Origin of the sequence: Spartinivicinus ruber, from assembly GCF_011009015.1 — a bacterium.
In the GTDB taxonomy this organism is placed as follows: domain Bacteria; phylum Pseudomonadota; class Gammaproteobacteria; order Pseudomonadales; family Zooshikellaceae; genus Spartinivicinus; species Spartinivicinus ruber.
On the sequence record NZ_CP048878.1, the window covers coordinates 3,975,177 to 3,991,640 of the forward strand.

The window sequence follows — 16,464 nt, forward strand, 5'->3', positions numbered from 1 at the left end:
TCCTAAGCGGCTATTAATTCGCTTACTTGGATTATGGCCAATATCTCACAAAGTTGTTAGATAAATTCTGAATGAATTGATAACTAAGCTCTATTGATGCTAAAACACTGGTAATAAATTCATCATTTGATTTTAACTTAGTATCTAATGCAACAAATTTATAGCGACTGATGCCATAGTAACGATGACCCACTAACCAAAACGTTATTAAGCTATAATTAGGCTACACATCATAAGAAAGACCAATATTGTCGTATGGAAACAAAAACAGCTATGGATACGGAAAAGAAAAACATCAAAGTAATGCTTGTTGATGATGAACAACATGTCATTGACTATGTTTCTGAGCTTGTCGAATCTGTTGGTTTTAGCATGGCAGGATATGCTAATGGAGGTAGAGAAGCTCTGGAAAAATTACCCGTATTAAAGCCTGACCTTATCCTGCTTGATGTAACAATGCCAGGAATCCCAGGTAACGAACTTGTTGCAGAAATAAAAAAACGTGATGAACTAGCTAAGATAATTATGCTCACTTCTCGTAATGCCGCCTATATTGTTAAGTCTTGTATTAATAATGGTGCACGAGGTTATATCCTTAAAAGTCAGGGACCAGAATATATTCGTAACAAACTTCTGGATATTTGGGAAACCAGTCTTCAATCATAAGACGGCCATGCAATGAGTTGCAACCATACCAATGATAGTTATGCCCGCTACTGTACCACCTGTGGTGAATCCTTAGAACGCTTGACCTGTCGCTGTGGTACTGCCAATAACTTAACCAGTGAATTTTGCTGGATGTGTGGCCAGTCGCTTAAACAGAATAAAAAAAGCAATAGCAGCTTTTCTCATAAATACCACTTACGAGAATTTCTCTTAGATGCAGAGCTTCAAGCAGAGGAGGTAAGCGAAACTATCACCATGTCACAGGAAGACATTGAAAAATTGTTACAAGGAGGCAATTAGTAACAATGCAATTTAGCCCCGAGTTAATTGAAGAGCTTAGACGTGAAGTGGATATCGATGACAAGCTTTTTAGCAAACTTCTCAAAGCCAATAATAATGACTACGAGCAGTTTATTTTGATGCTAATTAAAGAAGGTTATATTTCACGCAAGAAATGGGGCAAAAAAATTGGTGATGCCATTGATTTTGCTTATTTACCACTTAATGAAACTTATATAGATGATAGTTTACTAGAGCTAATTCCCCAGGAAATTGCTGAAAAATATTCAGCAATGATAGTGTACAAATTTGGCAGCCGCGTCAGTATTGCTTTAAAAAACCCACTTGACCATAATACTAAAGTGATTTTAAGCCGATTTGTTGGCCACCCTATTAGTGCTCTTTTTAGTTTTGAAGATGAAATAAAAAAATCCATCGCTATGCACTATGGTGCTGCAGTATGTCTTGATACGTTATTAGAAAAAACTGAAAAATTAACACCTACCTCCAATTTGGACTCTCCTGAGCAATTGGTCAAGCTAGCTAGTAATAAAGAAGTCAAAGACCTAGCTAATACAATCATCTATATGGCCTTAAAAGATAAGGTATCTGATATTCATATTGAGTCGAAAAAACATCATGTGTTACTGCGATTTCGTAAGGATGGTGTGCTATTTAATCAAGCAGTATTACCATTACAAATTTCTGCTTCGTTGACAAACTACTTTAAAACATTAGCTCAAGCAGATATTTCTGAAAAGCGCAGACCCCAAGATGGCCGTTTTGACTTCGCATTATCACACCATACCATTGATATTCGTTTGTCCGTTTTGCCTACGCTTCATGGTGAAAAATTGGTCATGCGGTTACTTGGTACTGAGTTTCTAGATAAATACCTTGATTTTGACGAACTTGGTTTCAGCAAGTCAATTACCAGCCATGTTCAAGAAGCTTTAAATGCACCCAACGGCATGATTTTTGTTACTGGGCCAACAGGTTCTGGCAAAACCACAACCCTACATTGTGCACTCAATTATTTGAGTAATCCTGGTATTAATATTGTCACCATTGAAAACCCGATAGAATACGAACACCCCAACATTACCCAAATCTCTGTTGAAGAAAAAATAGGACGTAATTTTTCTTCAATATTACGTGCAGTTTTACGACAAGACCCTGACGTGATTATGATTGGTGAAATTCGTGATCTTGAAACCGCACGCATTGCTGCAAATGCAGCCCTCACTGGTCATATGGTATTAACCAGTTTGCATACGAATAATGCCATTCAAGCGGTTACCCGCATGGTAGAAATGGGAGTTGAACACTTTGTGATTGCCCCATCGGTTATTGGTGTGCTTGGCCAACGACTCGTGCGCAAGATTTGCTCAAACTGTATGGAAGCTTATACACCTAATGAAACTTATATGAGCCGTTTTTTTGATCTGGATAATGTGTCGACTATGCCTGAGCTTTATCGTGGTAGCGGCTGTCATGCCTGCAATAATACTGGTTTTTCTGGGCGTATTGCTATACACGAATTTCTTGGCATTACTGACGAGCTTCGCAATCACATTATCCAGTCACAAAGCCACCAAAACTTTTATCAAGCAGCCATCCAAAGTGAACATTATCAACCACTAGCCAAGGATGGTTTTAAAAAGGCCTTAATGGGACAAACCACTTTGGAAGAAGTGGCAAGCATTGTCAGGGTTTTTGAAGACAAGTAAACAAAGGAGTTAATTGATGCAATACTCATTTAACAAAGTACTTCATGTTGATGACCAGGCTGTCATTCGTGAACTAGTGATCTTAGGGTTTGAAAATACCGACATTCATGTCAATTCTGTTGACTCAGCGACTGCTTGTATGGAAGCAATCAACAGTTTCTGCCCAGATGTAGTATTACTCGATTTTTTTCTGGCTGACTCTGATGATGAAAACCTTGCTGATAAAATTTATGAATACAACCCTAATATTCCAATTATTTTTCTTTCTGGTCGAAATAAAAACATTATTCTTTCAGAAAAAAAATTACCTAATATTGCAGGTGTCATCACCAAGCCCTTTGTGCCAGAGAATATTCCTGCACAAATTGAAGAGTTGCTTACATCAACTAATCAACCAATACAATCAAGCTCAACCAGCAGTAATCGTTTAACTGCGTTAACCGAAAAATACCAGCACTATCTTAAACATGAAGTCAAACCAACTATTGAGCACTATTGGAATGCAATTATTAACCAGCAATCATTAACCAGTAATCTACATGAACTAATTCTAGAGACACATAAAATCGTAGGGACAGCAGGTATCTACGGTATGCAAGCATTATCCTCTGCGGCGGCTGATTTTGAAAACCTGCTGTTGGCCTATGAACAAAGAAATCCAACCCATGCAGAAGATCTCATTAAAGATGGGGAACTATTATACTGCCAATTAATGTATGAGCTTGATAAGCTTGATTAATTTTTATCAAAATTATTTTAGGCTGTAACTATACATAAAAAAATAGAAATATAGTTAGTTTAGGGTATTCTTATTCATTCTACATAAATGATATGTGATACCACTGAGTGGAAATATAACCACGAACCGAAGGGTTATGACTGTAATATTCAATCAGGCTCTGCCCTAGCTTGGTGATTTTTCTGTTTGTTCTTGAGGTTTTTCTTCTAACTCTAGCACAAGTGCTTCCACATACTGACAGGTGCTCTTCACCTGTTGTGTGAGTTGTATAAATAAACTCTCATAATCACCACTGTCATTATTACGTAATAAGGTTTCCAGTTGTTCACTCGTTTGCGCAATAGCCTCTGAACCCATAGTGGCAGTTACTCCTTTAATGGTATGCAAGGTATTTGCAATTTTATCAATTGATTCTGTAGGTCTGCGTGCAGGCACTGCGTCCATTAATTTAGGGATATCTTTTAAAAAGCTACTTAATACACGTTGGTAAACTTTCTTATGGCCACCAAACCGCTTAATAGCACTTTCCATATCTAATAAAGAATTATCAGTGAGAACGCCCTTATCTTGTGTTTCTTTCGTTGCCTGCTGTTGAGGATGTACCCATTTAAGTAGCACATCAATCACTTCATCAAGTTCAAATGGCTTACCAACATGATCATTCATACCTGCCGCCAAGGCAGCCTGTTGGTCAGACTCCATCGCATTGGCCGTCATGGCAATGATTGGCAGTGCTTTTAGGCCAAGGGTATTACGGATTTCTTTTGTTGCACTATAGCCATCCATATTAGGCATTTGAATATCCATTAATACAATGTCAAATGAATCACTGGATTGCTTAAGGTACCCAATGGCTTCAAGACCATCATCGGCTAATGTAATTTTTGCCCCCTCAATTTCTAATAACTCCTTTGCTACCTGTTGGTTAGTAGGGTTATCTTCAACTAAAAGTAATGACATTTGATCTAAGCGTCGTTCACTAATATCATGAGTTTGATATTGCACACTATCCTTAATCAGGTCCATTACTGTATCAAATAACATTGAAGCGGTTATAGGCTTAAAGAGTAAAGCATCAGCTTTTTTGGAATATTCTTCTGCTTCTTTATGGTCAGCAGTAATCATAATAACCAGTGGTGCTTTATCTATTGTATATTGTGATTTGATTTTATCACACACTTTAAAACCATCTATACCAGGCATACGCCTGTCTAATAAAACCAAATCATAAGGAGATAATCCCTCTGTATTGGTTTTCGTTTTATAAATGGCTTCCTCACCATCCTTGGCTTCATCAGATATCCACCCGAAAGACTTGACCATCACTGATAATACATGGCGTGAAAATTCATTATCATCAACAATCAATACTTTGATATTTTTTGGCAACTTCTCAAATCTAAGTTGAGGCGTTGATGAAGCTGCCTTACAAGGGATTTTAAATTTAAAAGTACTTCCTTTTCCTAGCTCACTATCAACACTAATATCCCCCCCCATGAGTTTTACTAATCGCTCACAAATAGCCAAACCAAGTCCTGTTCCTCCAAATCGCCTGGTCGTTGAAGTCTCTGCTTGAGTAAATACCTCAAAAATATTCTTTAGCTTTTCAGCAGCTATACCAATACCTGTGTCACGGACTTCAAAAAATAAAATATAAGCTTCTTTTACCAAGATCAGCTTAACTGTAAGAATCACTTCTCCCTTTGAAGTAAATTTAACAGCATTACTGATTAAATTAATTAAAATTTGTTGCAAACGTAACTCATCAACAATAAACATTTTTTGTGATAACACAGGATCAATATCAAACAAAATTTCTAATCTTTTATTCCCTACATTATTAGATGCAACCATACCCACATTTTTCAACATTTCATCAATATGACAAGGTTGTAAATCTAGGGTAAGTTTACCCGCTTCGATTTTGGAAAAATCAAGAATATCATTGAGAATACCGAGTAATAACCGAGCAGCCGATTCGGTTTTTTGTACATAATCAAATTGTTTTTTATCAAGAGAGGTTTTCAATAATAGCTGAACCATTCCTAATATAGCATTCATGGGTGTACGAATTTCATGGCTCATATTCGCAACAAAATCTGACTTTGCTTGATTGGCCACTTCTGCTTTAGATTTGGCTTTTTCTAATTGCATTTCATGCATTAATTGCTCGGTAATATCCCTATTAATACCAAGCAGGAGTACTGGCTCTCCTTTTTTGTTACGCTCAACCGTAGCTCCTGCTTTAATATAACGAATATCACCATTGGGATGAATAATTCGAAAGATTGGATCAAATATCCCCTTCCCTGCTATAGCTTTACTTAACTTATCAACTGTTTCCTCTCTGTCTTCTGGATGTATTGTGTTATACCAATATTCATAATAAAGATCTGTCTTGTGTGATTGCTCAGGCACTTGATAAATATCAAGCATCTGTTTATTCCAGTCCAGTTTATTATTTTCTAAATCCCAACTCCAAATACCCAACTGAGCCACTTCTGATGCCTTGATTAATTGATCACGTATTAACACTAGTTTACGCTTATTCTCTACTAACTGGGTTATATTGGTTACTATAAATAAAAACCCATAAGTACCCCCAAGCTTATCAAGTAAAGCATTCACTAACAAAAAAACAGGAATAGTAGAGCTGTCTTTCCTAACAAATGTCCACTCATGTTCATTGGCTAGATTGTTCTGAGATTTAACAACTAGCGTTTCAAACCCAGGTTCAACCGACTCTTGCAGTTGTTCTGAAAATTCATTTGCTCGATCAACCACTTCCTGTTGAAGTAATAAGGTACTAATATTAAGCTCATTCATTACTTCTACAGCGCTATAGCCTAGCATCTGCTCTGCTGCAGGATTAAATAAATTAATGATACCATCAATATCCGTTGCAATAATCGCAGTACTGGCTTGATTTAAAATAGCTTCTTGCAAAGAAGCGTAGTGGTGAATTTCTGCAGTTCTGTCAGCTACTCGTTGTTCTAAAGAAGTATTTAATTCCCGAATCTGATTCTCTATAATTATTTGCTGAGTAATATCTCTCGCCGTATTCGCTGCACCCACTATTTTACCTTTGCTATTGAAAATAGGTGAAACAGAAATAGAAACATCAATTATGTTGCCATTTTTATCATGCCTTTGCGTATTGAAATGAGGAATTACTTTTCCTGATGAGACATTTTTAAGAATATTATCTTCTTCATGCTTGCGTTCTTCTGGAATAATGATATCAATCAAATGTTTGCCAATGGCTTCTTCAGCGGTGTAACCAAACATTTTTTCAGCTGCCCGATTCCAGTCAGTAATAACACCTTGCAAATTTTTACCAATCATTGCGTCCTGAGTGCTAGTAACAATAGCCGCTAACCGGGCTTGCTCTTCATTGACTCGCTGGCGTTGTTGTATGTTTAACCAATATAAATACAGCATTCCCCCAACTACCAACATAACTACTATCATTGCTAGTACATTGGTAATTAAGCTTTGAATAAAACTGTTATTAACCACTGTCTCTGGCAAAGTAACAATAATATTTAAAAAACGTTTTGGCTGTTGGGCTAATACTAACTGTTGACTTCTGGCCAGTTGAATCCCTTGAACATGGTTATAAAACACCAACCCATCAGGCATATCACTATTACTGGGATGCTGTTTAAACTCGTCCTGCCATTGATACCGTTGTACCAAGTCAAAGCCAAATGTTTTCTCTGCCTTAGAATGAATTAAAAAGTCTCCAGATGAATTAGTTAAATATAACTGAAAAAATTCAGGCAAACCTGCAATTAAACTAGAAAATAATTGGGTTGTATCATAGTTGATAACAATCATCCCAAACAGTTTGCCAGTACTCTCATGATAAATAGGTGTTGTTACTCTAAGAGTGGGGACATAAGGAACTACAATGGTATTATTTTCACGATTTAAAGTAATGTCAGAAATATAGAAGTCGCCCGATTTTAGCCTAGCTGTTTGCTGATAGTAATCTCTGTGGCTTTTAGATTGTAATTTTTCTTCACTAACTATGACAATTTTATTGTTCTCCTTATCTACTCTAACTAGCTCTCGACCATTATTGGCCACCCCAATATAACGCACTTGATAGACATCAGGATGAGACTTTAAATAGCTACTGAATATTTGATTAAGGCGACTTAACCATAAAGCAATATGGCTATTTTCTTTTACATCAAACCCATCATTGCCAACTGCTCTGATTATACCTTGGATTGGTGGCACATCAGCTAAAAAAGCGACATCTTCCTTCAATCTGTTTAACTTTTCAGATATTTTAATAGCTTCTTCTTCAACTTCACTTAAAAGTAATATATTAAACTTTGAGTATACTTGTTTCTTTTCCTTGAAATAACTAACATAAGCAAAACCAATAACCAACAATATAATACTTAAAAGCAAGATTACTAAACGAAACATATTTTTTTTATATAAATATGACATATTTTTCTCAAATTAAAAATCATACACGACTTAACTATAGCCACCCATGTATAACCAACCAAAAAGCTAAGTCCTACGATACATCTTATTATACTTTTATATAAATAGAAGTTTAGCGTTAAGTTAACTCACCTGCCCTAGTTATTTATATTTAACAAGGTAATTTCACATAAAAAATCATCCTGATAATTTATACTAATCAAAAAGCAATTCATATAACCCAAAAAACTGTTGAGTAAAGCCAAAACTACAAACCTAACAGACATCAATATTTAATAAAGTAAATTACCAGTTCTCAAGACAACATTTTTCCTATACTTATTTACAGATCAGCTTAAGTCAATGGAATAAGCAACTAATGAAGATAAGGACCGACCTGACTTTAAACCTGAGCCTATTTTCACTGTTACCCACTGTTATTATTACATTACTACTATATATTAATGCTACAAGCTTTGTTGAAAAAAATGCCATAGAACATTTAGCCACCATCAGTGAAATACAACAAGCACGTTTACATACTTTAATTAGCCACCACCGTGATCGGGTCAAATTGATTGCAAGCAGAACTAAACTACGTACTCTATTGCAAGATTATCAAAATAAATCTGAAGCCAAATTAGTCACCTACATGCAACGTATTCTTGATGATGCGATTCATTCTGTCGAAGGTATTGAGGCTGCTTTTATTTATAGTCGACAACAAGAGCTTGTATTGGACACCTACATTAATAACGAAGTAATACAGTCAACAGCTATTAATCATCAACAACTGGATGAACCAAACCGTCCATTAGTATGGCGCAATGGTAATAACCACTTCAATATACAAATTGTAGAGCCACTCTTTTTACAAAACCAATCGATTGGGTATTTGCTTGTTCAATTTGAAGCAGATAGCTTTTTAAGTACTTTCACCAATTATGTTGGCATGGGAACAACCGGGGAATTAATCGTTGCTCGACAAGAGGATAGTCAACCCCTCCAAGTCATTCATCCTTTACGATTTACATCAACAACTGTTAACACGCCAGTAACAGCATTTAATTCACAGAAAGCTAGCAATAATTCATTTATCCAAAAAGACATCAATACAACAACTGTCATACCCGAGGTGAAAGATTATCGTGGCCATGAAGTAATCGCCGTTGCTAGCCAAATAATCGACCTACCATGGGTGTTAATTGTGAAAATGGACCGCAAGGAAATATTTAGCCCAGTAAAAAAACCGTTTGCCTATTTTTTTGTTTCAATATTGGTAATACTCATTTTAGGCGCAACCTTTGGGTTATTTATGGCACGACGTATTTCTGGCCCAATAGAACAGCTAACTCATGCCACCCGACTAAGCAAACCTGTTAAATTAACATCACAAAATGAAATTGGCTTACTGGCGACAGCCCATAACAACATGTTAACTCAGCAGCTACGCCATCAATCTGAGCTTGAACATAAAGTAGAGGAGCGCACAAATGAACTAAATGAAGCACTCAAAGCAGCTAAAGCAGCAGATCGAGCAAAAAGTGAGTTTTTATCCAACATGAGCCATGAAATCCGTACTCCAATGAATGCTATCTTAGGGATGATTCAGTTATTGACAAAAACTTTCCTTAATACCAAGCAATCAGACTATGTACAAAAGATGGAATCGGCTGCTCGTTTATTATTGGCTATTATCAATGATATTCTCGATTTTTCCAAAATCGAAGCGGGTAAACTTACCCTGGATTTACGCCCCAACAATATTGATCAACTCTTGCACAACGTAGGTGTCATTGCTGCGAATAATATTGGCAATAAAAAACTAGAAATTATCTTTGATATCACCCCTGACTTATCACAAAAGAACTTTATGATAGATGAGCTGCGTTTACAGCAGGTTTTAATCAACCTGACTAGCAATGCCATTAAGTTTACCAATACTGGTGAAATTGTGTTATCAGTTAAGTCAACGGAATTAAAAGAAACTCATATATTATTTTTTGAAGTTCGTGACACTGGTATTGGAATTGCCCCTGAACAATTAGAAAAAATATTTGATTGCTTTAGCCAGGCAGAAACCTCTACGACTAGACGATTTGGTGGTACTGGTCTTGGCCTGACGATTAGTAAACACTTAGTGGAGTTAATGGGTGGAACAATCTGCGTTGAGAGTGAATTAGGCAAAGGGAGTATCTTTAGATTTAACATTTCTTGCCAAGTGGCTGCCTCCCTCCCCCTCTCCCAACAACAAACTTATATATTACCAGATAATTTAAAGGTATTAATTGTTGATGATAATGTGTTTGCACGCCAAGCATTATCAATGATGGTCAATGAAATTGGCTGGACTGCTGAAACGGTTGAAAGTGGAGAAGAGGCTATATTTAAAATACGCAATCAACGTATAGACTTTCCAACTTATGATTTAATTCTAGTAGACTCGTGTATGCCGGGTATGGACGGCTGTCAAGCCTGCGAACAAATTAAAGCGCACTATGAATCAGCTACATGCCCGTTGATTATTATTGTTAACGCCCACCGAGGTGAGGCTCAAAAAGCTGTCAAGCAAGTGTCAACAGATGGCTTATTGTATAAACCTGTTACTCCCGCAATGTTCCTTGATAGTGTTGCAAAAGCAATTAAAGATAAAAACCATTGTTATCATGTAGCTCCACAGGTTAAAAAGCAACACCTAGAAGGCTTAACTTTATTATTGGTTGAGGATAATCCCACCAACCAACAAGTAGCGAAAGAGCTATTAGAAATTGAGGGAGCAGCCGTTGAATTAGCCAATGACGGTGTCGCTGCAATCAATATTATAAAAAACAATCATCATTCATTTGATGCTGTTTTAATGGATATTCAAATGCCTAATATGGATGGCTATAGTGCAACAAAAGAAATCCGCAATACGCTTGGTTTAAAAAAACTGCCTATTATTGCCATGACCGCCAGCACTATGGAGTCAGATCAAGCAACAGCACTAGCAGCAAGCATGAACGACCATATTGGCAAGCCTTTTCAACTTGAAGAAGTCATTAATGTATTGCTTAAATGGACACGCGCCCAACAACAGAAAGTGAAAGAAAACCAGGAAAGCCAATTGTAACAACATATTAAAACGCTAAAAGACGCTACCTCAGCGTAAACAACAACCACTCAGGCATACCTAGATTGACAGGTCATCACTCCCTTAAAAACATTAGCCTGAGATTGCTTCTGCACTATTGCGACACCTATCGCTACTACCAAAGATAAGTAATTGATTTTTAACGTCCTAACTACCTATTTGCAACTGGTTTAAAATTTTCGTGATTCCATTCACTTAACTCGCTATAATTGCTCGCCATTTAATCACTAGATTTTGGTATTAATAGCGCTATATGGTTTTACGCATTCATAGTTGGTTAACGCTTTTCATTATATTTAGCTGCTTTTCCGTTGCTCAGGCTCAAGCAGTGAATGTGACTCCTCTACCTGACTGGGTAAAGTCAGCACCCACAGCCACGGATCAAACAGTACCGAAAGATGAGCTGGCTAATGGCGAGTACTATCGCTTAGTCGATAAACAAGTCAAGGTAGTGGATCAAGCCCACTATTATTCTCACTTTCAAATAGAGTTGACTAATCAGGAAGGGGTTGAAAATAGCTCGCAAATCACTATCAACTTTGATCCTAGCTATGAAACCGTTCAGCTACACCAACTACAAGTTATCCGCGACAACCAAATTCTTGATCAGCTTAAAACAGCAGATATCAAAGTCATCCAACGAGAAACAGACCTCGAACACTTAATTTATGATGGTTCTAAAACTATCACCATTGTACTTAGTGATGTTCGAGTGGGGGATAAAATCGATTATAGTTACTCCATTATAGGTGATAACCCTGCATTTAAAGGGAAATTTAGTTACATCACTAAGCTAAAATGGTCTGTACCAGTAGGCACACACTTTTTTAGATTATTATGGCCCCAGCAACGCCCACTTTTTATTAATCAATTTAAAACTGATCTCACCCCAGAGTTAATACAAAAAGGCCAAACAACTGAATACCAAATCACACAACATAATATTCCTGTGTTACTTCAAGATGAAGATACGCCTAAATGGTTTTCCCCCTACCCCCAGCTATACTTTAGCGAGTTTAAAAATTGGCAGCAGGTAGTCAATTGGGCAATTCCCCATTATGCAATCAAACAAGCCAAACATCTGGAAATCCAAACAATAGCCCAGAAGATCAAACAAAAACATACCGACCCAGCTGATCAAGTAATAGCTGCTTTAGCTTTTGTACAAGATGAAATTCGTTATTTAGGTATTGAAGCAGGTATAGGCTCCCATGTACCAAGTTTACCAACTACCACCTTGAGCCGGCGCTTTGGAGACTGCAAAGATAAAACCATGCTGTTATTGGCTATTTTGCAAGCTTTATCTATTAGCGGTTATCCAGCATTGGTAAGCACAGATGATCAGCATCAATTAGCTAAAATACCAGCATACCCTACTGCATTTAACCATGTGATTGCCTATGTGGAATTAAATAACCAACACTACTGGCTTGATCCCACCTTATCATTTCAAGCAGGTGATCTACAGCATCGTTATCAGCCAAATTATGGATTTGCTTTATTGGTAAAGCCCGCCGAATCGGGATTAACCTCAATGAAAAACCCAACATATCGTTACTTACGACAAATATCTGATGAACTCGATTTAACTGGAGAAGTAGATAAACCAGCCATTTATAACATAAAGCTGGCTTATCAATACCAGGCGGCTGACAGAATGAGAAGCTATTTGGCTCGTAATGGCTTGAAGTATTTCAGAAAAAGCTTTTTGAATTACCTTAATCGTTACTACCCTAATATTGAAACACTAGAACCATTAACCGTATCGGAAGACAAAATTAACAACCACTTTATACTAGAGGGTAGTTATCATATTCCTGGCATGTGGAAAAAGAATGAGAAAAAACAAAAATATACTCTTGATATTAACAACTGGGGTATATACAAATTGCTTGACCAGCCAGATCAAACCAATCGGACCATGCCATTTGTCTTAGAGCACCCTGCTGAAATACAGCATCAAACACTGGTAAAACTTGATGAAGACTGGTCTTTAGAAAACGAGCAGATAACTATAACTAACCCTTTTTTCAAATACAGTGGTAATACCAACTTTGATAACACACATCATATATTAACTCTGGATCATCAGTTTTCACTTTTACAAGATAACGTCACTGCTGATGAAATAAATCGTTATGTCAAAGACATCAAAAAAGTAGATGACAATCTAGATTATTCAATATGGCAGCAATATGGTGAGCCTAAACCAAGTGCCGTTCAGACAAGTGATAATAACAATCAGCTTTTTTATCAGTGGAATTTTCGCACTATTATTATGGTCAGTAGTATTTTGCTATTAGTCATTGCTGGTTTTATATTAATTTTAAGTTTATTTGTTAAGTTTGATTACTTAAACCGACAAGAAGAAAACAAGCAAAGTGGCTATCCATTAAGTATTACTAAGTTTTTCTTACTCAGTGCTTTTTCATTCAATTTATATCATTTTTATTGGTTTTATCGACAATGGTATAGCCAACACAATATTTCTTCAAAAAAAGCACTTTGGTTAAGTGTATGCTATCCAATCAGCTTTTTCTGGCTTATTCGTAAAGTCCATAAAACCAATAAACAGCCATTGTCTATTGTGGCACTTGCTATTGCCAGCAGCATTTTCTTGGTACTAGCAGTGGTTATGTGGTCCCCCACCAGTCCTTATTGGCTTGCCCTACTGGCTTGTTTACCTTTAGTTTGGTTACAATCAAAAATTAATAGATTGACAACTAACTCCAATGCATTACAAGCAAACTCCCAGTGGAGTTATAGCCATGGCATATTAGTATTGTTTTTCATTGCTGTTTTTACCATTAATGTTGGTACCACTACTTATTTCTTTCCTAATGACCAAGTCATTAAAGGTAATGAATTATGGACTGACGACTATCAATTTTTAAGGCGAGCTGGCGCCTTAGCCAGCAATGAGCAGTTACTATTCTTTTATTCTGATGGGTTTGCTTCTATTCAGGAACAAGGCTCAGGCATCACTAGTAAAAAAGTTATCAGCTATTGGCGTGATGAATTAAGTAATCAACTATTCGTAGAAGTAGCTAAATTTAATGAAATTAAAGCAATTGATATAGAAGACACTTCTGACAACTACGCTGAGATTGTTATCACCCGTCATGATGGTTCTGAGTTTGTTTTCTACATTGACCAAACCAATCAAGATAACAAATTATTTTCAACTCAACTGATGGAATACTGGAATACAGCTCGCAAAGAGCAAACCAGTTAAGGACACCTTTACTCAAAGCCCATTGGTTTAGGTCTTGCTTTACCAGTCAACACCTTGATATGGTAATACAAGACCTGTCCCCTGGTTTTTATGATGCTTCTTTATGTTGCTGATACTCTTTAACTAACGTTTGCTGCAAATCGCCCGGCACCACATCATAGTGGCTAAATGACATTGAATAAAAACCCTCTCCTCCTGTAATGGATTTTAACCGGGACTGATAGTCACTAATTTCTCGCAGTGTAACTTGGGCTTTAATTTTAATTCTACCACCAGGCAATGCTTCCGTACCGCTGATAATTCCCCTAAAACTGGCAATATCTCCCGAGATATCCCCCATACATTGTGCAGGAGCAGTAATTGTTAAGTTGACGGTTGGCTCTAATACGACAGGCTTTGCTTTATCAATAGCATCCAAAAAGGCTTTTTTACCTGCTGAAACAAAAGCAATTTCTTTCGAGTCAACCGGATGATGCTTGCCATCATAAACGATCACTCTCACATCCTGTAAAGGGTAACCTGCAATAGCACCGCCTTCCAATACTTGTTTTACACCTTTTTCTACAGCAGGAACAAATTGTGAAGGAATAACCCCGCCAGTAATTTGGTTCACAAACTCAAAACCTGCACCACGTGCTAATGGCTCAACTTTAAGAAAAACCTCGCCAAACTGACCTGCTCCACCGGTTTGTTTTTTATGGCGACTATGACCCTCAGCAGGCTGGGTGATAGTTTCTCGGTAGGCAATGCTAGGAGGGTGAGTAGACACCTCCACATTCATTTGCTGGTGCATTTTTTCCAAAATAATTTTTAGATGATGCTCACCTTGACCACGAAGCACTGTTTCATTCATTGTAACCCGCTGCTCCACCACTAGTGTTGGATCTTCTGCCACTATTTTATGCAATGCATCTGATAACTTTTGTTCATCACCCCGCCGCACAGGCTCTATTGCTAAACCATGCATCGGTGGTGGTAATTCAATTGGCTTTAAATGATAGTGATCTTCATCATGAGAATCATGTAATACATTGTCGTATTCTATTTCGTTGATTTTCGCCACAGCGCATATATCACCAGGAATCCCTTTACTGATTTCTTGTGTCTTTTTACCTTGTAAACTGAGTAAGTGAGACACTTTAAAGGATTTTCTATTATCACCAATAAATAGCTGGGTATCAGGTTTCACTGTACCTTGATGAATACGAAACATGGCGAGCTTCCCTACATAAGGGTCAACAGCCACCTTAAACACATGGGCTATCACATGCTTGCCAGGGTCCGCCACAACTTTCACTGGTGAAATTTTTTCTCCTTCACCTTTTACAAACTGCGGTAGATTGCTTTCTAATGGGCTTGGCATCAGCTGCTTAAAAACCTGTAACAGCTCTTCAATACCAGCACCTGTTTCAGCTGATGTAAAGCAAATAGGAATAAGGTGGTTCTCTCGCAAGGCTTTTTCAAAAGGATCGTGTAACTGGGTAGGGTTGAGTGACTGACCTTGTTCTAAATAAAGCTCCATTAACTGATCATCCACTTCCACCACCTGATCAACTAACTGGCTATGTACTTCCTCTACTGAGCTAAAATCAGGTTGTTGGCTTTGATCAGGCGCAAAATAACAGTCTGTTACTGCTGCACCGTGGTTAACAGGTAAGTTTAAGGGTAAACATTCTTCGCCAAATGCCATCTGAATTTGTTCTATAAGTGCCTGATAATTAACCTGCTGACTATCGATGCGATTAACAATTATCATCCTACATAACTTGAAGTATTTAGCGCACTCCATAAGCCGCTCAGCAATCATCTCGATTCCTTCCGCTGCATTAATCACCAGTGCAACAGCATCAGCGGCAGCAAGCACACTCATTGCCCTCGCAGAGAAGTCAGGAAACCCTGGCGTATCGAGTAAATTAATATGCGTTTTCTGATAATTAAAACTACAAACTGCTGGATAAAGCGAATGACCTTGCGCTTTTTCCTGTTCATCAAAGTCACTGAGGGTGGTGCCACGACTAACTGATCCTATGCTGGTGATAGTACCCGTGGTATATAACAGTCGCTCGGTCAGTGTTGTTTTACCTGCTCCAGTGTGACCGATAAGGGCAATATTTCTAATATCATTTGTCGTATATGTCATAATGACGCTCTTCCTGAGATCCCTGATTCCCTGTTAACCTGCCAAAATAGTATGTTATTCTCAAACTCCGTTAAGATACTATTCCTGTCAATACAC

8 protein-coding genes are annotated in these 16,464 nt (G+C 37.4%); 6 read left to right on the top strand and 2 right to left on the bottom strand.

Translation table 11 applies throughout. The annotated features are described in order from the left end of the window. Positions 1-255 precede the first annotated feature (255 nt). The 4 genes from G4Y78_RS17975 to G4Y78_RS17990 are packed head-to-tail and all read left to right on the top strand — an operon-like array spanning position 256 to position 3,414. Positions 256-666: a response regulator gene (locus G4Y78_RS17975; RefSeq protein ID WP_163834338.1), complete on the top strand. Its 411-nt coding sequence runs from the start codon at positions 256-258 to the stop codon at positions 664-666. A 12-nt stretch (positions 667-678) separates the two neighbouring features. After that, entirely contained in the window at positions 679-966 is a 288-nt protein-coding gene (locus tag G4Y78_RS17980; RefSeq protein ID WP_163834339.1) for a zinc ribbon domain-containing protein, read from the top strand. 5 nt (positions 967-971) lie between these two features. Beyond that, positions 972-2,675 carry a GspE/PulE family protein gene (locus G4Y78_RS17985; protein ID WP_163834340.1) on the top strand — a complete coding sequence of 568 codons (1,704 nt, stop codon included), beginning with the start codon at positions 972-974 and terminating at the stop codon, positions 2,673-2,675. A gap of 16 nt (positions 2,676-2,691) precedes the next feature. Then, the gene (locus tag G4Y78_RS17990; RefSeq protein ID WP_163834341.1) at positions 2,692-3,414 is read left to right on the top strand and encodes a response regulator; all 723 of its coding nucleotides are present in this window, start codon (positions 2,692-2,694) and stop codon (positions 3,412-3,414) included. 165 nt (positions 3,415-3,579) lie between these two features. On the opposite strand, the gene G4Y78_RS17995 is transcribed toward G4Y78_RS17990, so the two are convergent. Next, the gene (locus G4Y78_RS17995; RefSeq protein ID WP_163834342.1) at positions 3,580-7,881 is read right to left on the bottom strand and encodes a response regulator; all 4,302 of its coding nucleotides are present in this window, start codon (positions 7,879-7,881) and stop codon (positions 3,580-3,582) included. Between the two features lie 358 nt (positions 7,882-8,239). Between G4Y78_RS17995 and G4Y78_RS18000 the strand changes: the two genes are divergently transcribed. Further along, positions 8,240-10,972, top strand: a complete 2,733-nt coding sequence (locus G4Y78_RS18000) for a response regulator (RefSeq protein ID WP_163834343.1) — start codon at positions 8,240-8,242, stop codon at positions 10,970-10,972. A 274-nt stretch (positions 10,973-11,246) separates the two neighbouring features. Further along, complete coding sequence (locus G4Y78_RS18005) at positions 11,247-14,228, top strand: DUF3857 domain-containing protein (RefSeq protein ID WP_163834344.1); 2,982 nt, start codon at positions 11,247-11,249, stop codon at positions 14,226-14,228. Between the two features lie 88 nt (positions 14,229-14,316). On the opposite strand, the gene fusA is transcribed toward G4Y78_RS18005, so the two are convergent. Beyond that, positions 14,317-16,368 carry an elongation factor G gene (gene fusA / locus G4Y78_RS18010; RefSeq protein ID WP_163834345.1) on the bottom strand — a complete coding sequence of 684 codons (2,052 nt, stop codon included), beginning with the start codon at positions 16,366-16,368 and terminating at the stop codon, positions 14,317-14,319. Positions 16,369-16,464 lie beyond the last annotated feature (96 nt).

Coding starts and splice junctions, on each gene's coding strand:
- fusA (WP_163834345.1), bottom strand. CDS start 16,368: ATGACATATACGACAAATGATATTAGAAATATTGCCCTTATCGGTCAC.
- G4Y78_RS18005 (WP_163834344.1), top strand. CDS start 11,247: ATGGTTTTACGCATTCATAGTTGGTTAACGCTTTTCATTATATTTAGC.
- G4Y78_RS18000 (WP_163834343.1), top strand. CDS start 8,240: ATGAAGATAAGGACCGACCTGACTTTAAACCTGAGCCTATTTTCACTG.
- G4Y78_RS17995 (WP_163834342.1), bottom strand. CDS start 7,881: ATGTCATATTTATATAAAAAAAATATGTTTCGTTTAGTAATCTTGCTT.
- G4Y78_RS17990 (WP_163834341.1), top strand. CDS start 2,692: ATGCAATACTCATTTAACAAAGTACTTCATGTTGATGACCAGGCTGTC.
- G4Y78_RS17985 (WP_163834340.1), top strand. CDS start 972: ATGCAATTTAGCCCCGAGTTAATTGAAGAGCTTAGACGTGAAGTGGAT.
- G4Y78_RS17980 (WP_163834339.1), top strand. CDS start 679: ATGAGTTGCAACCATACCAATGATAGTTATGCCCGCTACTGTACCACC.
- G4Y78_RS17975 (WP_163834338.1), top strand. CDS start 256: ATGGAAACAAAAACAGCTATGGATACGGAAAAGAAAAACATCAAAGTA.